General features: G+C 57.7%; 20 protein-coding genes, 1 tRNA gene and 1 pseudogene. 10 read left to right on the forward strand and 12 right to left on the reverse strand.

What is annotated here, in order from left to right; translation table 11 throughout:
* Positions 1 to 8 precede the first annotated feature (8 nt).
* Positions 9 to 224: a chlorophyll a/b-binding protein gene (locus tag DXY37_RS10490; RefSeq protein WP_115126632.1), complete on the forward strand. Its 216-nt coding sequence runs from the start codon at positions 9 to 11 to the stop codon at positions 222 to 224.
* Positions 225 to 238: 14 nt separating this feature from the next.
* Here the strand turns inward: DXY37_RS10490 and DXY37_RS10495 are convergent, their stop codons facing one another.
* The 4 genes from DXY37_RS10495 to psbX all read right to left on the reverse strand — a co-directional run bounded on the left by DXY37_RS10495 (position 239) and on the right by psbX (position 2,432).
* Positions 239 to 727: a hypothetical protein gene (locus DXY37_RS10495; RefSeq protein ID WP_115126633.1), complete on the reverse strand. Its 489-nt coding sequence runs from the start codon at positions 725 to 727 to the stop codon at positions 239 to 241.
* Positions 724 to 1,212, reverse strand: a complete 489-nt coding sequence (locus DXY37_RS10500; RefSeq protein WP_170951855.1) for a Tol biopolymer transporter periplasmic protein — start codon at positions 1,210 to 1,212, stop codon at positions 724 to 726. Before DXY37_RS10500 ends, DXY37_RS10495 begins: the two co-directional genes overlap by 4 nt.
* Positions 1,213 to 1,250: 38 nt before the next feature.
* Positions 1,251 to 2,228 (reverse strand): Ycf66 family protein, encoded by a 978-nt coding sequence (locus DXY37_RS10505; protein ID WP_115126635.1) that lies wholly within the window; start codon positions 2,226 to 2,228, stop codon positions 1,251 to 1,253.
* Positions 2,229 to 2,309: 81 nt separating this feature from the next.
* The gene (gene psbX, locus DXY37_RS10510; RefSeq protein ID WP_066910860.1) at positions 2,310 to 2,432 is read right to left on the reverse strand and encodes a photosystem II reaction center X protein; all 123 of its coding nucleotides are present in this window, start codon (positions 2,430 to 2,432) and stop codon (positions 2,310 to 2,312) included.
* A gap of 89 nt (positions 2,433 to 2,521) precedes the next feature.
* On the opposite strand from psbX, the gene DXY37_RS10515 reads away from it, so the two are divergent.
* Entirely contained in the window at positions 2,522 to 2,851 is a 330-nt protein-coding gene (locus DXY37_RS10515) for a YggT family protein (protein WP_115126681.1), read from the forward strand.
* Between the two features lie 21 nt (positions 2,852 to 2,872).
* On the opposite strand, the gene accC is transcribed toward DXY37_RS10515, so the two are convergent.
* The gene (gene accC, locus DXY37_RS10520) at positions 2,873 to 4,219 is read right to left on the reverse strand and encodes an acetyl-CoA carboxylase biotin carboxylase subunit (protein ID WP_115126636.1); all 1,347 of its coding nucleotides are present in this window, start codon (positions 4,217 to 4,219) and stop codon (positions 2,873 to 2,875) included.
* A gap of 148 nt (positions 4,220 to 4,367) precedes the next feature.
* On the opposite strand from accC, the gene DXY37_RS10525 reads away from it, so the two are divergent.
* The 3 genes from DXY37_RS10525 to msrB all read left to right on the forward strand — a co-directional run bounded on the left by DXY37_RS10525 (position 4,368) and on the right by msrB (position 6,217).
* A tRNA-Leu gene (locus DXY37_RS10525) sits at positions 4,368 to 4,449 on the forward strand.
* 29 nt (positions 4,450 to 4,478) lie between these two features.
* Positions 4,479 to 5,765, forward strand: coding sequence for a glycosyl transferase (locus tag DXY37_RS10530; RefSeq protein WP_115126637.1), 1,287 nt, complete (start codon positions 4,479 to 4,481; stop codon positions 5,763 to 5,765).
* A 26-nt stretch (positions 5,766 to 5,791) separates the two neighbouring features.
* Positions 5,792 to 6,217 carry a peptide-methionine (R)-S-oxide reductase MsrB gene (gene msrB, locus DXY37_RS10535; RefSeq protein ID WP_115126638.1) on the forward strand — a complete coding sequence of 142 codons (426 nt, stop codon included), beginning with the start codon at positions 5,792 to 5,794 and terminating at the stop codon, positions 6,215 to 6,217.
* Between the two features lie 42 nt (positions 6,218 to 6,259).
* Here the strand turns inward: msrB and DXY37_RS10540 are convergent, their stop codons facing one another.
* The 3 genes from DXY37_RS10540 to DXY37_RS10550 all read right to left on the reverse strand — a co-directional run bounded on the left by DXY37_RS10540 (position 6,260) and on the right by DXY37_RS10550 (position 11,565).
* Entirely contained in the window at positions 6,260 to 7,435 is a 1,176-nt protein-coding gene (locus DXY37_RS10540; protein WP_115126639.1) for a PRC-barrel domain-containing protein, read from the reverse strand.
* A gap of 60 nt (positions 7,436 to 7,495) precedes the next feature.
* Positions 7,496 to 11,047, reverse strand: coding sequence for a chromosome segregation protein SMC (gene smc, locus DXY37_RS10545; protein WP_244277085.1), 3,552 nt, complete (start codon positions 11,045 to 11,047; stop codon positions 7,496 to 7,498).
* 131 nt (positions 11,048 to 11,178) lie between these two features.
* Complete coding sequence (locus DXY37_RS10550) at positions 11,179 to 11,565, reverse strand: hypothetical protein (protein WP_170951862.1); 387 nt, start codon at positions 11,563 to 11,565, stop codon at positions 11,179 to 11,181.
* Positions 11,566 to 11,626: 61 nt separating this feature from the next.
* On the opposite strand from DXY37_RS10550, the gene DXY37_RS10555 reads away from it, so the two are divergent.
* Together DXY37_RS10555 and DXY37_RS10560 are read left to right on the forward strand one after the other, a co-directional pair.
* Positions 11,627 to 12,067, forward strand: a complete 441-nt coding sequence (locus DXY37_RS10555; RefSeq protein WP_115126640.1) for a hypothetical protein — start codon at positions 11,627 to 11,629, stop codon at positions 12,065 to 12,067.
* Complete coding sequence (locus DXY37_RS10560) at positions 12,064 to 12,462, forward strand: phage holin family protein (RefSeq protein WP_115126641.1); 399 nt, start codon at positions 12,064 to 12,066, stop codon at positions 12,460 to 12,462. Before DXY37_RS10555 ends, DXY37_RS10560 begins: the two co-directional genes overlap by 4 nt.
* A gap of 14 nt (positions 12,463 to 12,476) precedes the next feature.
* Here DXY37_RS10560 and DXY37_RS10565 read toward each other — a convergent pair whose 3' ends face one another.
* Positions 12,477 to 13,670 (reverse strand): class I SAM-dependent RNA methyltransferase, encoded by a 1,194-nt coding sequence (locus DXY37_RS10565; protein WP_244277087.1) that lies wholly within the window; start codon positions 13,668 to 13,670, stop codon positions 12,477 to 12,479.
* Positions 13,671 to 13,961: 291 nt separating this feature from the next.
* A complete protein-coding gene (locus DXY37_RS13385; RefSeq protein WP_170951856.1) occupies positions 13,962 to 14,246 on the reverse strand; it encodes a hypothetical protein in 285 nt (94 codons plus the stop codon).
* Between the two features lie 63 nt (positions 14,247 to 14,309).
* Here DXY37_RS13385 and DXY37_RS13695 point away from each other — a divergent pair, with 63 nt between their 5' ends.
* The 3 genes and pseudogenes from DXY37_RS13695 to DXY37_RS10590 all read left to right on the forward strand — a co-directional run.
* Positions 14,310 to 14,441: a hypothetical protein gene (locus DXY37_RS13695; protein WP_256377377.1), complete on the forward strand. Its 132-nt coding sequence runs from the start codon at positions 14,310 to 14,312 to the stop codon at positions 14,439 to 14,441.
* Between the two features lie 131 nt (positions 14,442 to 14,572).
* Positions 14,573 to 14,938 (forward strand): DUF805 domain-containing protein, encoded by a 366-nt coding sequence (locus DXY37_RS10580; protein ID WP_115126643.1) that lies wholly within the window; start codon positions 14,573 to 14,575, stop codon positions 14,936 to 14,938.
* Between the two features lie 650 nt (positions 14,939 to 15,588).
* Positions 15,589 to 15,723: pseudogene (locus DXY37_RS10590) on the forward strand (DUF3104 domain-containing protein); the annotation flags it as partial.
* A gap of 164 nt (positions 15,724 to 15,887) precedes the next feature.
* On the opposite strand, the gene DXY37_RS10595 reads toward DXY37_RS10590, so the two are convergent.
* The gene (locus DXY37_RS10595; protein WP_115126646.1) at positions 15,888 to 16,766 is read right to left on the reverse strand and encodes a glycosyltransferase family 32 protein; all 879 of its coding nucleotides are present in this window, start codon (positions 16,764 to 16,766) and stop codon (positions 15,888 to 15,890) included.
* Positions 16,767 to 18,417: 1,651 nt separating this feature from the next.
* Positions 18,418 to 18,558 (reverse strand): hypothetical protein, encoded by a 141-nt coding sequence (locus tag DXY37_RS13390; RefSeq protein WP_170951858.1) that lies wholly within the window; start codon positions 18,556 to 18,558, stop codon positions 18,418 to 18,420.
* Positions 18,559 to 18,874 lie beyond the last annotated feature (316 nt).

Consider the following 18,874-nt stretch of genomic DNA (forward strand, 5'->3'; position numbering starts at 1 on the left):
CCGCCAGGATGACTAGCAGCAGTGCCGACGCGAGTGCAAAGGACCGAGATTCTGAGTCGATCCCGACCACTAGCGCCACGACAACCGATGTTCCTGCATTCGGCTGGAGCGGCTATGCAGAGCGTGTCAATGGCCGTTTCGCCATGATCGGCTTTCTTTCAGTGCTGCTTGTGGAAGCGCTGAGCCACGACACCTTCCTGCATTGGTCCGGTCTGGTGCCCTGAGTGGCAATCGTTGATCAAGGTAAACGGATCAGATCCACATCCCATCGCCCCTGGCGGCTCACCTGCACAGCAAGGAGACGTCCTGACCCATCCAGGCTGACCTCTCTGGGAACTCCTGCGGGTTCCACGGGTAAGCGTTTCAGGATTCCCACACCACGGCGGTAGAGCATCATTTCCGTGCGTCCATCTCGGCTGCGGATTAGGGCAATGCGATTGCCATCAGCGCTGACGCTGACACTGATCGGCTGGGCATCCGCCTGATTGATGCCAGGAAGCGGTACCGGCTGACCGTTGCGTAGATCTACAAGCTCGACGCGCTCCCGACCGTTGCGACTGGCGATCGACGCCAACCAGCGGTTGCCCATGGAGGGCCATCGCCGGCTGTCTGAACTGCGCTGCAGGGCACTGCTGATGCCACGCTCGGGGCGTAGACCGGATGGACCACAGCCCATCAGGCAAAGCCCTAGCAGCAGTGCCATCAATCGCGGCCATTGAGCTCTCATGGCTGAAGCTCTGTCGGATTTGAGCGGTGTAGCCCACCGCGTAGATCCGGTTCGAGCAGTCCGCTGAGATCAAGCAGTTCCACCTGCCAACGTCCTCGATCGGCGGTCTGCACCGCTAGCTGACGTCCATCGGGCGAGAGGCTCAGTCGCACGGGAGCACGACCTGAGGGGAGGCGAAGCGGATGGGCTCGGCCACTGAGTCGGTCTTCGATCAAAACAAGCCGTCGGTTGCCGCGCTGAATGATCACCGCCAGATAGCGACCGTTCCAACTCAGGGAAGGAGAGCTGTGGGGCTGTTGCCCGTTGAGATGGCGCAGCTGCAGACGATCGCCGCCACGAAGGTTCTTTAACTGCACGGTCGGTCTGCCGCGCTGGTCAACAATCACTGCCAGTTTGCTGCCGTCTCCACTGAGGGCGGGCTCCTGCTGCTGTTCAGGCAGAAGGGAACTTGGAGCCCGCTGAGTTCTGCCGCTACACCCGGCCATCAGCAGGCCAATCAGCAGCAGCAGCGCAGGGGAGCGGATCAGTCGTCGAAGCGGGAGCTGTTGTCCCGTGGACGCGAACTGCGGGGAGGCGTTCGTCCTGAATCCTGGGGACGCTTGTCGGGCGGGGTCTCCTGGCCAGGCTGACGTCTGCTTGGGCTGTAGGCCGCATCTTCAGCAGCTTGACGGAACGGTGTGCCTTGAGGAACTCCAGGCGGTGTTGTCGCTGCTGAGCGATTGATAAAAGGAGAACGGGACACTGATCCCTGTGACTCCTCGGATGGGCGAGGTGAGGCTGTGCGAGCGGAAGATGCACGGGGCGAGGCGGTTGAAGGTCCTCCTTCGCGGGCAGAAGCAGCGCTGGGCCTGCTGCCGCGTCGCTGGTCCTCCCGCTGATTACGGCGATCACCGAAGCTGGGGCCCGTGGATGGGCGGTCGTCATCTCGATTGCCGAAGCGGGCCATGCGGCGATCCTGCTCGCTGTCCTGCCTCCAGCTGGAGGGCTCTTCAGGCCTGCCACGTCTTCGACTGGCGGCTTGCTCAGGAATCGCAGCTCTGGAATTTCGGCGTGGGCGGTAGAAGTCGTCCTCCTGGCCTTCATTGCGATCAAATTCCTGGCCTGCGAAGCGGCGTCTCAGTGGCTGAGGTTCGTCGAAGCTGTCGTAGGAGTCGTCGTACCCGCCGCGCATTCCCGGGGCTTGCCCCCTGGCGGGCGGTTCGTCATCGAAGTAGGCCGAGCGGCGTGCTTGCTCTGCTGAGATTCCTCGCAAACGAACGCTCTCGTAGGCGAAGAAAACCGTTGTGCCGGCCAACAAAAACTGTCCGAACTGGAGAATTGGGTCAAGTCTCCAGCCCTGGAAGAAGAGAATTCCGCCGCAGAGCAGGCCGATGGCTGCAAAAAAAACGTCGTAATCGCGGGCGAGAGCAGGCTTGAAGCTGCGCATGAAATACAGCATTGCGCCGCCAACGGCCAGCACGATGCCAACGATGCTGGCCCAATTAAGACTGGCGTTAACCACGATTAGGACCTCGAAAAGCGTTCACCGGATTCTTCGAAAACGGGAACTGTTGATTCAAGTTTACGAAGCGCGCCAGTCCCTTCAGAGCTTTCGGTCCACCTGGTCGGTTTGGCTGAAGAGGAACAGTGCGATAGAAGCAGGCACCACCACGATCACGGCACCCGCGACCAGGCTGAGAAGGAAATTGGTGAGGGAAGGAGTCATAGCGATCGGGCCGGAACCAAACCCTGGATTCAAGGCAAGAGCGATCTTAGGGATCGTTGGCGACTTTCTACGATGCTGATCCCGTTGCTTTGAGCTTTGTGACGCCGACCCTGCTTCAGGTTCTGCCGACAGTGCATCTGATCCTGGGTCTGCTGCTGGCCGCATGGAGCTTGATGTTTCTGATGCGGATCGTGCTCACCTGGTATCCCAAGGCCGACTCCAACACAGGGGTCTGGGCTGTGGTGATCTGGCTCACAGAGCCTGTGCTGGCCCTCACACGCCGTGTTGTGGCACCGATCGGGGGTGTGGATGTAACACCGGTCATCTGGCTCGGCTTGGTAAGCCTCGTTCGTGAGCTGTTGGTGGGCCAGCAGGGTGTGCTTTCACAGATCCTTATGCGTTCCCAAGCCATCGTTTGAACCGCAGAGTTCAGCTCCAGCTCAGGGGAGCATTTCCTGTTCAACGAATTTGGTGTGGACGTCGCCGTTGATGAATTCCGGTCGTTCGATCATCTCTAGGTGGAAGTCGACCGTTGTGGGGATTCCCGTGACGGCGCATTCATTCAGGGCTCGCTTCATGCGTGACAACGCATGGGTGCGATCAGTTCCCCAAACGATCAGTTTGCCGATCAGAGAGTCGTAAAAGGGTGGGATGTCGTAACCGGTGTACACGTGACTGTCGACGCGCACTCCAGGACCTCCAGGGGGTAACCAACCGGTGATCCGTCCCGGTGCGGGGCGGAAGTTGTGGCGCGCATCCTCTGCATTGATGCGGCACTCGATCGCGTGACCACGCAACTGAATGTCTTTTTGAAGAACGCTGATCGGCTCGCCTCCGGCGATCCGCAGCTGCTCAGTGATGAGGTCAACGCCTGTAACCATCTCAGTAACAGGGTGCTCGACCTGGATGCGGGTGTTCATTTCCATGAAATAGAACCCACCGCTGCGGTCCAGCAGGAACTCGACGGTTCCGGCGCCCTCATAGTCAATGCTGCGTGCTGCAGCCACAGCCGCTTCGCCCATGCGTCGACGCAGCTCAGGGTCAAGGGCAGGGCTGGGAGCCTCTTCCAGCAGTTTCTGGTGGCGGCGCTGAATCGAGCAGTCACGTTCGCCGAGATGAACAACGTTGCCGTGGCGATCGGCCAACACCTGCACTTCAACGTGACGCGGGCGGTCGATGAATTTCTCCATGTACAGCCCAGGGTTCCCGAAGGCTGCTTCTGCCTCACCCTGTGCTGCCTTGAAGAGCGTGTCGAGCTCATCAGGGCTCTGGACGAGGCGCATGCCTCGGCCTCCGCCACCGGCCGTGGCCTTGATCATCACGGGGTAACCCATGCTGGCTGCGAGTTCAGCCGCTTCCTTGGTTCCTGAAAGCAAACCTTCGCTGCCGGGAACGGTGGGAACACCCACCGATTGCATTGTGGTTTTAGCGGTGGACTTATCGCCCATCGAGCGGATCGCGTGGGGCGACGGTCCCACAAAGATGAGGCCGTGGTCGCGGCACATTTCCGCGAACTTGTCGTTTTCGGCCAGAAATCCGTAGCCGGGATGGATGGCGTCAACGCCCCTGGAGGTGGCTGCCGCAAGAATGTTGGGAACGTTCAGATAGCTGCGGTTGCTGGGGCCTTCGCCAACACAAACCGCCTCATCTGCCAGTTGAACGTGGAGAGCGTTGCGATCAACGGTGCTGTAAACCGCAACCGTGGCGATCCCCATCTCCCGGCAGCTCCTCAGAATTCTGAGAGCAATTTCGCCGCGGTTGGCGATCAGCACCTTGCCGATGGGCATCCCGCAGTTACCAGGCCAGGGCGGATCGTATCAGTGTCCGTGCGTGGGCGTTCATCCCTTCCCTGAAGGGTCAGCCGGGAGAGCATTAACGGGCACCCCAGCCGGTATGATCGATCCCCGATGAAGCCCGAGGGGCTGAATCGACCACGCGGATGTGGTGGAATTGGTAGACACGCACGTTTGAGGGGCGTGTGGCTTCGGCCTTGCGAGTTCAAGTCTCGCCATCCGCATTTCTTTTCCAAAAGCTGATCCGCTTCGCTTGACGTTCCGATCCACGGATCCAACGCTCTCTGTGGTGTTCGTGTCCAACGGACCCGGCGAGCTGAGCACCTGGGTTCGCCCGTTGGCGGAACAGCTGCACCAACAATTGCTGCTCAGGCCCAGAGCCATGCATTCGCCTCTCGGCCTGAGGTTGGTGCTGGTGCCATGCCCCAACGCCACAGGCATGGAAGCTGAGGCTGCCGGCCGCTGGCAGCAGTTTGATCGCATTATTCCTGCGGCTCAATTTTGGTTTCTGTTGCTTCATCCGGCTCGGTTCGGTCAATGGCCCGCTCAAGGAGTGGTGGTCTTTCTCGGTGGCGATCAGTTCTGGAGTGTGTTGCTCTCCGCACGACTGGGTTATCGACACATCACCTACGCCGAATGGGTGGCCCGTTGGCCGCGTTGGAATGACCGCATTGCGGCGATGGCTCCGGAGGTGCAACAGCAGTTGCCGAAGCGCTTTCGTTCGCGTTGCAGGGTTGTGGGCGATCTGATGGCCGACCTCTCCAGCCATGCCAGAGCAAGCGATCCTTTGCCTGAAGGGGAATGGGTTGCGCTGCTGCCGGGATCCAAGCCAGCCAAACTCAGCGTGGGTGTTCCTTTTCTGTTTGAAACCGCCGATCGATTGAGGGCGCAACGCCAAGGCTGTCGATTCCTTTTGCCCGTTGCACCCACCACCAGTGCTGAGGACCTGCTCCGTTACTTAGGCCCTGCCAATCGCATCGCGGAGGGTTATACGGCCGTTGTCAGCGAGGTGCTCCCCCCCGGGGATGGCTGGCCCTGGAGGCGCCTGCTGACCGAGGCCGGCACACTCATTCATCTGCAGGAGGACCCGCCTGCCCATGGAGTGCTGAGTCAATGCTCACTGGCACTCACCACGGTGGGTGCCAACACGGCTGAACTGGGAGCTCTGGGAGTGCCCATGATTGTGCTGGTGCCCACCCAGCATCTGGGTGTGATGCAGGCCTGGGACGGTTGGATGGGCCTGTTGGCTCGCTTGCCTGGACTACGGCGACTGATCGGCCTTCTGCTCAGCGCCTGGAGGATGAGAAACCATGGTCTGATGGCCTGGCCGAATATTTCCGCAGGCCGGATGGTGGTTCCTGAGCGGGTTGGCGCCATCACACCCGAGCAGATTGCAGCCGAGGCATCGGGCTGGTTGCAGCAACCTGAGCGGCTGCAGGGTCAGCGCGAAGATCTTAGGGCGCTGCGGGGACAGCCGGGAGCGGTGGCGGCTCTGGCTGAAGAGGTGAGGAGCCTGCTGCCAAAGGCTCTTTCCGACTAGCTTTTATATGCAGCTCCGATCAGTGCATGACCACGCCATCAACCTCCGGCAGCGATCGCCTTGAACGCTCCCCTGAGGAGTGGAAGCAGCGGCTGACTCCTGAGCAGTTCCAGGTGGCTCGCCGAGGAGGCACTGAACGGGCCTTCACTGGTGCTTACTGGAATCACAAGGGAGACGGCATCTACCACTGCATCTGTTGCGATACCCCTTTGTTCAGCTCCAGCACCAAATTTGAATCCGGTACCGGTTGGCCCAGTTTCTGGCAGGCAGTCAGTTCCGGGGCCATCGTCACCAAGGAAGATTTCAGCCATGGAATGGTGCGCAGAGAAATCCTCTGTGCACGCTGTGATTCGCATCTGGGACACGTCTTCAGCGATGGACCAGCACCCACGGGACAGCGTTACTGCGTCAACAGCGTGTCACTGCAGTTCAAGGATGGTGCTCATTCCTGAACGGATTGTTTCTGATCAGACTCTTGCGCTGCCCTGATTGATTCACCAGGGATCTTCAACAGGCTCGCCGGAAGCCTGCTCTGGAGGCTCGTTATTCCATGGTTCGCGCGCTTTCGGCTCCAGATCTAGGGGTTGGCGCTCCATGGATTGCATCTCCATCGGTTCCACGTCCAGTGGCGCTCCAGGGCGTTCGACAGGCCGTCTGGACGCCGGACGGGGACGCTCGTCATAGAGAGGACGTTCTCCATAGCTGGATGGATCACGTTCACCGATGGGGTTTGCATAGCGGGAGGGCTCGGGCTCCCTATAAGCCCGTTCTTCCTGGTCTTGACTCCGGTAACGACGATCGTCAAGCTCCGGCTCGCGCCTTGGATAGCGCACTGGCTCCCTGTAGGACTCGGGTTCATCGATGGACAGTTCATCCAGGTAGCGGCGACGGCGCATCTCCTGTTCCCGTGGCTGTTCCAGCTCCACATATTCCAGTTCCGGCTGTTCGGCCTCAAACCGTTCGCTCTGAGAGGCCTCAAGTTGGCGGGGTGACGTTTCAGCTGGCTGACCAGAGCTCAGTTGGTTCTCGACGGGCACAACATTGAGGCGGTAGCGCTCCCTCTCCTGCTCCTCCCAGCTGGCACCTCCCACTCCCAGCTTTTCCAGGAATCCACTATTGAGCTGTTTGAGTTTGTCTTCGGCGCCCTCGTAAACGATGATCCGGTCAGCACCGCTGCTAACAATCTCGTCGACCGGAATCTCCCAGGTGCTCAGCACCCCTTCACCCAGCAGTGGCACACCCAAAGCCCCCATCACCAGGGTGGTCAGTTCACCGGTTTCGATGTCGAACGAGAAGCCCAGAACTCGGCCGAGTTGCTGCCCTGATTCCGTGATGACCTGGCAATTGATGATGCGGCTGTAACGATCAGCGGAAAAGCCTTCGCTCAGGGAGTCGGCTGAGTCGACAAGGATCACATCCCCCACCTGGCGGATGCGGTCGAGGGGCATCCAGCGCGGTAGGCCAGGCAGGAACCTGGTGAGCGGGTTATCGCGCAATCCCAGGGCTACCACTTCACGGCGGTCAATATCCACGACCACTTCTCCCACAACGCCCAGGCGACGTCCGCTGTCGCGGGTGATGACCTGCGTACCCATCAGTTCCGACCTCAACCAGAGGCGGTCACTGGGCACGTTCGCCAGGGGGTCATTCGGAGTTGACGACAAGCTCAACCGCGGGCCTCAGCCGGAGGGATGCGTGACATTTTGGCGCAAGGACCCCGCGCTGGCTGTTCAGGCTGCATCGGGAAGTCCCACCACCTGAGTGTGGGCACCGCGGGCCTGGGTCACGCCAATGGTGCGAGTGGAAGCTCCGATCATGGGGCGGCGGTGGCTCACCACCAGGAACTGAGCCTGTTCAGCCTGGCGAGCAATCAGGGCTGCCAGACGTTCCACATTGACGCCATCCAGGAAGCTGTCCACCTCATCGAGCGCATAGAACGGCGATGGGCGGAAGCGCTGCAGAGCGAATAGAAAGCTGAGTGCGGTGAGCGACTTCTCTCCACCAGACATTGCCGCCAAGCGTCTGACGGCTTTGCCCTTGGGATGGGCCACGAGTGTGAGGCCACCCTCGAGCGGATCGTCTGGATTGTCGAGTTGAAGCTTGCCATCGCCATCAGAAAGGCTGGCGAAGATTTCGCGGAAATGGCTGTCGACCGCCTCAAAGGCTTCCATGAAGGCTTCCTGACGCAGCGTGGCCACGGTTTCAATCCTCAGCAACAGCTCTTCCCGCTCTTGGCTGAGTACATCCAGCCGTTCGCCCAGGTCGCCCAGACGTTGTTCAAGTTCTTCTAGTTCTTCCAGGGCCAGCATGTTGACCGGTTCCAGGGCTTCCATCCGCAACTGCAATTGCTGCAGGCGTTCCTGAAGGCTCTCCAGACCACTTTCACGCAGCTCGTCGGTGATCTCCGGCAGGGGATCAGGCAGCGTTGCCCGCAGCTCTTCCAATCGCAGTCCGCCATTGCGCAGCTGCTCCTCGAGTGAGCTGCGCTCCTCACGAAGGCGCTCCAGTTCCCAGCGGGCCTGCTGCAGTGCTTGCCGCTGTTCAGCGACGGCAGCCTCGGCTTCATCTCTGGCGCGTCGTTCTTCCCCGAATCGGGTTTGCAGTTCCTGCTGCTGAGTTTCCAGCGCATCCCTGCGGGTCTTCAACGCCTGTTGCTGTTCACGCCACCGGCCATGCGCTTCTGAGAGAGCCTGAACCGCCTGCTGAAGCGATGTTTCCTCCCGCTCAATCGCCTGCTGCTGATCTCCGAGCCTCTGTTGTGAGAGCTGTCGGTCGCGTTCTTTCTGCAGCAGTGCATCGCGTTGCTGCCGTGCGGCCTCAAGACCAGAATCCACTCGCTCTAGGTCCTGCTGCAGAGCTTGCCAGCCTTCAGCATCATCACTGGCTTCGAGGCTGGATTCCTGGGAATTGAGCTGATTGAGTTGCGTTTGCAGCGGGTTCAGGCTCGTCTCGAGCTGATCCAGCCTGAGGCGGTGTTTCTGCTGGGCTTGCTGCAGCTCGCTGAGTTTGCGCTGACGCTGCTGCACGCGTTCAAGCAGTGGTCCATGGGAACGCTTGGCAGCCTGGCGTTCTGCTTCCAGAGCGGCCTGGCGCTGTTCCAGCTGCCGCAATGAGGGCCGCTGCTGATCCACGGCCTCCACCAGCCTCTGTTCTTCCCGCCGACAGGCGGCCAGGCTCTCTCCCAGCTCCAGCAGTCGCTGACGCAGGGGGGCCGCTTCATCGCCATCACTGCTGGCGCCGAAGCTAAGCCCCCCTCCGCGCTGCGAGAAGCTTCCGCCGGTCATGGCCCCACTTTTTTCAAGCAATTCACCCTCGAGGGTGACGGCCCGTGAACGGCCCAGGAATTGTCTGGCACTGTTCAGATCGCTGAACACCTGAGTGTCACCGAAGACGTATGCGAACACGTCTGCATAAATCGCTTCGTAGCGCATCAGGTCGACAGCGCGTCCCATCAGGCCACTCCCTTCATCCGCCTGGGGCCGGCGTCCACGAGCCGTAGTAGCCATCGCTCCCGCGCCAGGAGCTCGGATCTTGTTGAGCGGCAGGAAGGTGAGTCGACCGGCGCGGCGACTTTTCAGCAGATCAATCGCGCGAGCCGCAATGCGGTCATCGTCCACCACCACCTGAGCCATCCTTGCGCCGGCAGCCACTTCAAGGGCCAGGCGATGGCGTTCATCAACTTCACCAAGCTGCGCAACATGGCCATGAATTCCTTCCAGGCCCGATTCCAGCAGCAGCCTCAGTGCGCCAGTGCCCCTGCTTTCCTGAAGAGCTTCCCGACGGCTGTCGTGGCGGGCAATGTCGCGCTCGAGCCGTGTCTGTTCCTGCTCGAGTCTGGAACGGGTGCGTTGCTGGATCGCGACCGACTCCAGCAGTTGCTGAAGTTGCTCTCTGCCGCTGCGAATCGACTCCAGCAGCGTCTGCCACTCCTGCTCGAGCTGCTCCAGCAGGGTCTGGACCCGCTGATCTTCCGCCCCGTCCTGATCTCTGTCCTGTTCCATCTCCAGTTGTCGCTCTTCGTCCTGCCGGAGCCGTTCCAGCAGCTGTTGGCGTTCCTCCTGAAGCGGTGTGACGCGACCTTGAAGCTCCTGGCGTTGGCCGGAGCGCTGCTTTTGCTCTTCGAGCCAGGTGCCTGAGCGGCCTGCCACTTCTCCCAGCCGCCGCCGGGAGAGCTCCACGGCTGCTTCGGCATCTCTGCAGTCCTGCTCGGCTTTCTCCAGTAATCCGTTGTTGGTGTTGAGGCGTAGGTCTTCCGTTTCAGCCTGCAGCTGGCCGCGGCGAGCTTGCAGCTGATGGCGTAGTCCCTGCAGGCGTTCTCCCTCCTGCTGATGCTGGCTTGCCTGCCGTTCCAGTTCGCGGCTCTGTGGATCCAGCCCTGCCAGTTCTGCCTGCACACTCAGCAGCTGGTCTTCGCCGAGGGCTTTGACGCTCTCCTGAAGGGTCTGCAGTCGTCCCGCCGCATCCTGAAGGCTGAGATCGCGTTGCTCGATCGAGCGGGCATCGCTCTCCTCCTTGGCGCTGAGCTGTTCTTGTCGCTGCTGAAGGCGTCGGCGCTCAGTCTGAGCCGCTTCGAAGGCCAACACCAGCTCCTGCCTGCGGCCCTGCTGGAGCTGGTCCTTGAGTTCCTGATAAGCCCTGGCTTTGGCGCAGTCTTTTTCAAGCCGCTGTCGGGCCGTCAGCAGTTCCTGCTCAACGATGCGGCAACGCTCCTGGCGCTCCTGCACCTCATCGAGCTTGCGCCGGGTCTGTTCAATGCGGGTGTCGAACAGCGCCACACCGGCCAGCTCATCGATCAGGCCACGCCGATCGCGGTTGCTCATCGAAACGATGCGGGTCACGTCCCCCTGCATCACCACATTGCTGCCCTCAGGGTCGATGCGCAGTCGGCGCAGCTGGGTTTGCAATTGCTGGAGGTTGCACGGGACCCCATCCGCGCTGTAGCTACTGCTGTAGGAGCCTCCTGGCATCACCCGCAACTTGCGCGTGACGGTCCACTCCGTCTGATCTGAACGGATCCAAGGACCCTCCTCAGGAGGTTCCAGTCCTTCCTCGGCGGCGTCAGGCTGCCATTCAGAGAGGTCGAAACGAACACTCACTGTCGTTTCTGCTGATTTGCCGGCCTTCAGCACATTGCTATTCACCAGATCTGGCAGGCGATCGGCACGCATCCCTTTGCTGTTGGCCAGGCCAAGACAGAACAGCACTCCATCGAGGATGTTGCTCTTGCCAGATCCGTTCGGCCCGGTCACCACCGTGAAACCGGGTTCCAGGGGGATGCTCATCGCTCCCCCGAAGGACTTGAACTGTGTCAGCCCGACCTGATTGATGTGGACCAACAGGGGCAACGGCTGTCAGCCATCTGAAATTAGCGGAGCCTTGAAAAAGCTCAAGTGCTCTTTGCAGTGCAGCTGTCTTATGGCGTGCGCATGCGGCATCGCTCTGCTGTGATTTCCAGAACAACCGGTTCGCTCAGGCCAATCACAGCCATTCCTTCCAGCTCCACATGGATGGGTTGATTGGGATCAGCGGGCAAGGCGCTTCGCATTGCGCCTGCCACGACGCGACGTGCCCAACCCCTGTTGCCGGATACGGAAGCTGCCTCCCGATCGAGCCATACCAGTCGGTGCGGGGGCAACGCTGTGGCTTGCACCGCAGGACCGTCCAATTGCGGAATTGCCTCTAAGCGCCAGCTGCGGCAGCTGTCTCCGTCCTCGAGCAACAGATCGAGGTGGCAGCCGCCCGGGTCATCCGGGGCCCCTAAATGCTCCAACAGGGCGTAGCGCAACTGATGGCCCACCAATGCCAATGGGTGTCATCTCAGAGTTACCACCCCTACCCTGCGGTAGGCCGTCAGGATCGCCATGGATTCAGCACCCTCATCAGCCGATGCGCCTGCGGACACACAGGATCTGGCCTACCGCTTTCGGGATCGCTTTGAGAGTCTCTTGCCAGAGATCCAAAAGCTCTGGCCTGAAGTCACCCATCAAGCACTTGAAGCCACCCGCGGCAGTTTCGATGAGGTGGTTCATCTGATTTCTGCCCAGAGCGACCGGGCAGCGAGCCTTGTCACTGTTCAGCTTGAGGAGTTGCTCCATCAGGCCGGAGATCGCACCCGCAACCTCGCTGACAACCTTGATCCGTTGGAGGAGCAGCTTGAGCATCTGCTCGATGAGCTCAACCGCACTCTCAGGCCGAAGCTTGAGAAACCGGTGCGCGACAGACCCATGATGTCACTGGCGGTTGCTGCTGGTGTAGGGATTCTGGTGGGTGCCCTACTGACCGGTGGACGGAGATCCTCATGAGTGAACTGCCCCGTTCCGAGCAATCGCGCTCCAGAGGACTTGGCGCTGCCGCCCGGGTCACAGCACTCGCAGGCTCAGTGATGGATCTGCATGTCCGTATTGCTTTGCAGGAGGTGGATCGCGAGAAACGGCGCCTGATCAGTGGCGGTGTGTTTCTTGCCATGGGGGGCACGCTGATGCTGCTCGCCCTTGTGGCTGTTGAAGCCGCCCTACTGGTGTGGATGCAGGAATCCTGGGGTTGGTCGTTGATCCAAGCGCTGTTGGCGATGGCGATCCTCAATGTGGTGGTAGCCGGATTCAGCCTGCGGATTGGCGGTCAGCTCGCCAAAGGGCCGTATCTACCTCAGACACTGGAAGGTCTGATGCGAACTACGAGGGCTGTTCTCGGTAAATAATGAATCGTCTGTGTTCAATTCCCCTGAAGGACTGGATCCGATGAGCGCCTGTTCAGCTCGTAGTGCAGCCAGCGGCAATCCAATCCACCGTTGTTCACGGGGATTCTGCGCTTTGCCTTGAGGCGCAGAGCTGCGGTTAATTCTCGATTGCCGCTGAGCAGCCACAGATCCCAGCCGCCGTAATCTTTTTTCAACACTGCTCCGAGCTCTCTGTAGAGCTCTTGGAGCTCAGTGGTGTGGCCCAGTCGCACCCCATAGGGCGGATTGCAGACCACCACGCCGTGGTCTGCCTCCGGAGCCGGTGCATCCCTGAAATCGGCTTCAACGATTTCGATCACGTCCTCCAGACCCGCTGCGCTGATGTTGTCGCGTGCCTGTTGGGCAATCTTTGAGTCCTGCTCATAGCCCAGGATTCGTGGTGGATTGTTGACGGGCTGCTGCCGTTTCTGGGCTCTGTGTTGTTCTGCCTGCCACTGATCTGGATCGAAATCCGCCCATGACTCCAGGAGGAAGTTGCGATGCAGAGCAGGGAATCGCTGCAGTGCCATCGCGGCAGCTTCAATCAGCAGCGTTCCTGAACCGCAGCAGGGATCGGTGAGTGGGGTGCTTCCGTCCCAGCCAGTCAGTCTGATCAGCCCTGCGGCAAGGTTCTCTTTCAGTGGAGCCACCCCCACGGCGGCTCGGTATCCCCTGCGGTGCAGGCTGCCGCCGCTGCCATCCAGGCTCAAGCTCGCATCACCACGATGCAGGTGAACATGCAGGCAGAGATCGGGTTCGTCCAGATCGATCGACGACCGCTCCCCCCACAGATCACGCTGGCGATCAATCAAGGCATTTTTCACTTGGAGCGCTGTGAAGTGGCTGTGGTTTAGCCCGGGAGCAGTTCCGGTCACATCCACCCGAAAGCTCATCGACGGATGCAGCCAGCGTTCCCAGTCGAGGGCCTGCTGAACTCCGTCGTAAAGCGAATCGCGACCGTCGCAGCGGAAGCGTGCCATCTCCCGCAACAACCTGAAGGGCAGCCGGCATTGCAGGTGAAGCCTGTAGAAACAGGCCATGTCGGCTTGAAATGCTGCGGCACGACGTAATGGTGTGACCTCTTTGGCACCGAGTGTCTGCAATTCCTGGCTGCCGATCTCCTCGAGACCTTGGGGCAACACGGCGACGCCATGAATCAACTGCGGCGCATGTCGGTACCCACTCCCCAAGACTCCCTGCTCCGCTTCACCACTGCTGTCAGAATGACAACGTCCGGTCTCGACCGGACTAGGTGATCCACACCAGTGTTTCGGACAGCGGTTCGATTCCGCTCAGCTCCATTCCCCCTTCTCGGGGCTGCAATGGTTTCGACGGGGCATAAGGAGGGTGACTGAAGCCTGCTCGGTAAGAGCAAACCCGTAACTGCGAACAACATCGTTCGTTTCTCCCGTCAAGCAGCCCCTGTTGCTGCCTGACCCTTAAGGGAGATGGGGTGAAGTCAGCCTTATCACCCAATTGACTCACGAGGGCTGGAAGGCCCTCACCACCATTCCGCCGCAAGCGAAGTCGGGATTACGCCATTCCCGGAAAATAGCGGTGATGCCAAAAGTGATGCCAGCATCCCGCCTGTCTTTGCAGGTATGGATAAGGCCGAGGCGTTGGCTTATGTCAGCCGTCTGTTTGATGCCGCGCAGGCCGGCGCCGTCATCTGGGGAGACCGTCTCCTCCTCAAGCGTTTCCTCGCGCAATGCAGTCGCACTGGCTCCGCGGAGACCCAGGAGGGCTACAGGCGCGAGCTGCGGCATTGTTTGCGTTCTGCTTATAGGCAGAGAGTGATTGAATTTACGGTTGATTTTGTTCGTGAGCTGATGTCTGCTGCCGGCGAAGGCGTCAAACACAAGCAGCCGTCAGTCACTGTTGGGGCGTGTCGTCAGTTGGATGCGCTGCTGGGGCTCGGGGTGAACAGCAGCAACCTTGGTCGCTATGGCTGGCGGCGCTGATCAATCAGCAAAGGGGCAGAGAAGAGCCTGAGGTCTGGAGGGTCTAGATGCCAAATGTCGAATAAAACGATTCGTGGCTGAACCTATTGATGACTTCTATAAAAGGTCATTAGGACACAGCATCGTTTTTCATGGGACCTGTAGAAGCATTCACCACGGCTTGGAAAAAGTCCTTTACCTACGGCGGTAAAGCAACAAGAGCCGAGTATTGGTGGTTCTATCTCGTTAACTTGATTGCCATATTAGGGGTTTATGTGCTGACGGGGATTCCTGCTGGCAATATCTCGGTAGATATCGTTTCTTCTCTATTCATTATTTATGCATTGGCAAGTGTTTTCCCCAATCTCTCGATTGGAGTTCGTCGCCTCCGTGATATAGGCAAAAAATGGACGTGGATTTTTATTAGCTTTGTCCCCTTCATTGGTGGCATCTGGTTCATTATTTTGATGTGCCAACCCAGCGGAAAGTACGAAACAGGTCAAGCGTCAAACATGTGAAATAGTTCAGGGGCATGCCAAATAAGGACCGCCCACTTGTTGATCGCCATGCACCGAAGAACGGTGTCGGCTGACTGACAATCGACCCATCAGACACCTCCACGGCAATGAAGGTTTTCGCAGCAGTCCTTCTGGCTCTCGCCGCCAGCTGTCACGTCAGCGCTGAACCTTCTCCCGGTCCTTCCCAAGAGTCGATTCCTGATTTGGAAGCCCGTCAACAGGCCCTGAAACTTCTCTGCCCCATCGCACAGAAAGCTGGAGGCGGCTGGGGAGACGACAACATCAACAGAGGCATAGCCTCTATCCAGTACGGGGAAGATTGGCCACCAAACCGGGCTCAGTTCTCGGCTTACAAACTCTGTTTGATCAGGGGCTACTCGAAGTGACCGATTGCTCATTCTCGGTGGGTCATCGTCGAGACCAGACCGCTACGGGGTGGTGGTCAACCAGTCATCAGACGGATGCTCAGGCACAACTCCATCGAAGCATGGGAAACGATGTAGAAGTCAGGCGGTTGGAAGCGTTGCCCTCCCAGGTGTTGACTACTGAAATCGCAGCTAGGTAATGCCCGGCATCGCAATGCTGGTTCAGCCGATCCAAACTCCAAGCAGGATCCCGATGATTAGACCTGAAAACCAGACAAAGATTGGTGGATGGGAGAGGTGATCCACTGCGACGGCGCTGCCCTTGATCCAAAGACCCACAACCTGTCCCAGATCGCCGATGTGGATTCAGGCGTAATCCGCTCGGCCAACGCTGATCTGGTGAAGCACATCCTGCCTTGATGAGACTTCAGCTTCTTTTGGACATCTTTGTCCCGCAGACATAAGTCGTCAGTGAAATCGCGATGTATCCGAGAAAAAGGTTGGTTGCATGAGCTGCATCACCTTGCCATTCGGTCGGTTCAATTCTGCCAGCACCAATACAAGGTAGAGCGTAGTAATTTGCTTTACTGATATAGATTCAGTCGATACTGAAGCAATTTAAGCAAAACTTTTAGACGAGCCTTGAGACCAACTTTTTTCATTTTTTTTGATTTATAGCTGTAGTCTGCAAAGGTTTTTTGCTGCCGACTTCTCACGTCTATGATTAAGCTCAAATCATTCGTATCAATTGCATCTAGGATAGAAGGCGCTTCGCAAGAGCTGTGATCCCAGTAGTGAACTGCAACCGAATCAAAGTCCCGATTTTTAATTTGACGCATAATTAATTCTATTGACTTCGCATTGACCATCACCCTTGGATTGGTTAGATCAGGTATTGGATAGATTAAACGTCTTGGAATAATATTAATTTCTTTTCTCCAGCTTTTTTCAGTTAGCAGCTTAGACCAAGCCATTGGGCCATAGCTTCTCTTGACCTCGAGAGGCTTCTTGTCATTTACGGAATTACCAGCATCAATAAGATGCTTGTATGCATGCATTCTTGGAGGAGAAGCAAAAAAAGCATTGCATAGTTTTTGCTTAAATGAGGGATGTATAAACCCATGCGAAAAAGGCTCAAAAGCGGCATTTATCCTGTCATTTTTAATGCAATTCCATTTCTCAAATGGGACAAGGCATTCAAAGTCAATGTCAACATAAATTCCGCCAAAGTGATACAAAGCAAGAAGCCTGAAAAAATCAGCTTTTATAATTCCTAGTTGAAAATTCTCGATTCGACCCAAGTATTCCGGGTAGTATCGATCTACAAAAGTTTGAATATCCTCGTCTGACCAAAGAATATAATCAAAGCCTGGGTTTAGGTTCTTCCAGGATTCAATGCAAAAAAGAGTTTTAATTGGTGGCCGACTTGTTTTCCAGGTTTGATGTATTATCTTCGGAATCATGCTCTATGAATAAAATTTCACATTATATTAACTCAAGAGCTCAGCTTCGCAGCATCCGGTAATAACTATGGCGTCTATCGCGCACCTTTAGTTAGTTCTCCGGCAGCGGGTCGATGGCAACAGCAGAAGTCATTAATCCAATCAAAGGTGGCGAAGCTTTGGGCTGACGTCAGTCCACTCATGATGCCGGGCGTTGGTTGGTTGCGCTCGCTTGCGGCAATGCTGCTTCAGCCGATCCAAGCTCCAAGCAGGATTCCGATAATTAGGCCTGAAAACCAGACAAGCGCCCCCATTTGGTACTCACCTAGACCCAATTTCTTTTTGATCCAGAAGTAGGCATCGCGATCTGCACCAACCATTGCCTTGAGGGGGTTCTTAGTCATTTACTTGATTGCAATTGTGTGGATGGTCCCTCATCCAAGTCCACAACGCCATCGCAGCCTGGGAAACAATGCTGAAAACAGGTTGCTGGAAGCGTTGCCAGCCTGCATGGTGACTCTGCCCAGTCACTAGAGCTAGTGACCACACCACCCATGGCGTTTTGCCAAAAAAAAACCTGTCGCAATGACAGGCCGGGTGATGGGGTCCCGAAACATAGCTCGACACGCCACCACATCCAGTGTTCAGGCACCTGCAGAGCGCACTTTTAAGGAAATTCTCTGGATCCTTGAGAAAGTGCAGACGTACACCATCGGTAGTAGATGGCATGTACTATTTGGCCATCACCACTAGTTGTGGTGGGCCGGGTGATGGGGATTATCTGGCTCGGAACGCTCCTTAAGGGGGCGTTTTTTATGGCCAGCAACAAGCAGGTTGTACCCGCTCAAATACACAAGGCAAGACCTATTTGGGGGATGCGTGATCTGGGTGATGACTATTGCTCCAGCCACCAAGCATCGTCCTCCCAGGTCCGAGCCCGAGCCTTAGTACTAGTTGGCTTGCGCTTCTTGGTTTTGGCCTCTTCAAGGATCACCGGAGGTGGAGAAACCAAGAATGGCTGGACCCGTATCTCCTTGCTTCTCACTTGATAGGGAATCACCTGCAGGCGAATGGGTCCCGCAGCCTGTCCAGGTAGGCCAGTCAGAACCAATAGTGCAAGCAATGCCCTTCGCATGCCTCATCCAATAAATGCTGCACATTATTGACCACAAACACCGATTCCTCAGTGCCACAGATGCATACTTCGCCACAGCGCCATCGAAGCCTTGGGAACCATGCAGAAGTTAGACCGGTGAAAGAGATGCCAGGCCAGGTTGCGGATGATGCACCGCCTTGCGGCCTCAATATTTTTCCGAGAGAGTATTTGTACTCACTGCTCCTTCATGACAAGCGAGAACCTTCTTGTTCTATTCGTCAGCTTTTCTTGCGCCTGCCTTGTAATGAGTATCTACAAAATGAATCGCCCTGCTGAGGGCTGAAAAGCAGGCTGGTAGCACTCCCTCGCATCAAGATATGCACAGTTCAGTCTTCAAAGGACCGCCAAGAGCGCCTGCTTTGGTCACTTACCAAGACGATGACCCTGGCCAGAACCCAGGCAAGTGCCATACCTAGCAGGATTGAGAGCAGTGTTTCCACAGCAAAACTATTGAGGTCACCAGCAAGCGCTGGATGAACCCAATATGCCTTTCAGATCTGGGGTTTAGAGCGACAGTTAACGATCAGTCGCGTGCAGGTTTGCCCTTGTCTTGACGGTGTTGGTCTTGGCCGCAGCTTTTGAAGCTAGAGCCGCTTCCAGACGCTGCAGCTGCGCATCGCGCAATGCAGCGGGAATGCTGAGTGTCAGGTCAGTCATTGATTGGCGTTCCCGACTGCTTCAAGCTCAGGGCTTAATGCTGTCGAAAGGGGGCCTTTAGATCTGAGAACTCGCGAAACATAAACAACCCGCGGCGCCAGACCAGGTAGCAAAAATGCTCAAGTCAGCGGTTTGCAACATAAGCATCAACAAGCTGCATCAACTCCAATCCAACGGCAAATGCCCACTGGGTTGCTGCGAGACCAGACTATGGCGGGGTGGGGGGCAACCAGTCATCAGACCATGGAGCGGCCACTTGAGCTGTGTTCCACAGTCATTTGATGGTGGTCAGGAACCACCAACAGGCAGAGTGTGT

It is taken from the genome of Synechococcus sp. GEYO (assembly GCF_900473955.1).
In the GTDB taxonomy this organism is placed as follows: Bacteria; Cyanobacteriota; Cyanobacteriia; order PCC-6307; family Cyanobiaceae; genus Synechococcus_C.

What these genes read in the sequence shown, in the direction of transcription:
- DXY37_RS10490 (WP_115126632.1), top strand. Translation starts at nt 9, where the DNA reads ATGACTAGCAGCAGTGCCGACGCGAGTGCAAAGGACCGAGATTCTGAG.
- DXY37_RS10495 (WP_115126633.1), bottom strand. Translation starts at nt 727, where the DNA reads ATGAGAGCTCAATGGCCGCGATTGATGGCACTGCTGCTAGGGCTTTGC.
- DXY37_RS10500 (WP_170951855.1), bottom strand. Translation starts at nt 1,212, where the DNA reads ATGGCCGGGTGTAGCGGCAGAACTCAGCGGGCTCCAAGTTCCCTTCTG.
- psbX (WP_066910860.1), bottom strand. Translation starts at nt 2,432, where the DNA reads ATGACTCCTTCCCTCACCAATTTCCTTCTCAGCCTGGTCGCGGGTGCC.
- accC (WP_115126636.1), bottom strand. Translation starts at nt 4,219, where the DNA reads ATGCCCATCGGCAAGGTGCTGATCGCCAACCGCGGCGAAATTGCTCTC.
- msrB (WP_115126638.1), top strand. Translation starts at nt 5,792, where the DNA reads ATGACCACGCCATCAACCTCCGGCAGCGATCGCCTTGAACGCTCCCCT.
- smc (WP_244277085.1), bottom strand. Translation starts at nt 11,047, where the DNA reads ATGAGCATCCCCCTGGAACCCGGTTTCACGGTGGTGACCGGGCCGAAC.
- DXY37_RS10555 (WP_115126640.1), top strand. Translation starts at nt 11,627, where the DNA reads ATGGATTCAGCACCCTCATCAGCCGATGCGCCTGCGGACACACAGGAT.
- DXY37_RS10560 (WP_115126641.1), top strand. Translation starts at nt 12,064, where the DNA reads ATGAGTGAACTGCCCCGTTCCGAGCAATCGCGCTCCAGAGGACTTGGC.
- DXY37_RS13385 (WP_170951856.1), bottom strand. Translation starts at nt 14,246, where the DNA reads ATGCCGCAGCTCGCGCCTGTAGCCCTCCTGGGTCTCCGCGGAGCCAGT.
- DXY37_RS13695 (WP_256377377.1), top strand. Translation starts at nt 14,310, where the DNA reads ATGTCTGCTGCCGGCGAAGGCGTCAAACACAAGCAGCCGTCAGTCACT.
- DXY37_RS10580 (WP_115126643.1), top strand. Translation starts at nt 14,573, where the DNA reads ATGGGACCTGTAGAAGCATTCACCACGGCTTGGAAAAAGTCCTTTACC.
- DXY37_RS10595 (WP_115126646.1), bottom strand. Translation starts at nt 16,766, where the DNA reads ATGATTCCGAAGATAATACATCAAACCTGGAAAACAAGTCGGCCACCA.
- DXY37_RS13390 (WP_170951858.1), bottom strand. Translation starts at nt 18,558, where the DNA reads ATGACTGACCTGACACTCAGCATTCCCGCTGCATTGCGCGATGCGCAG.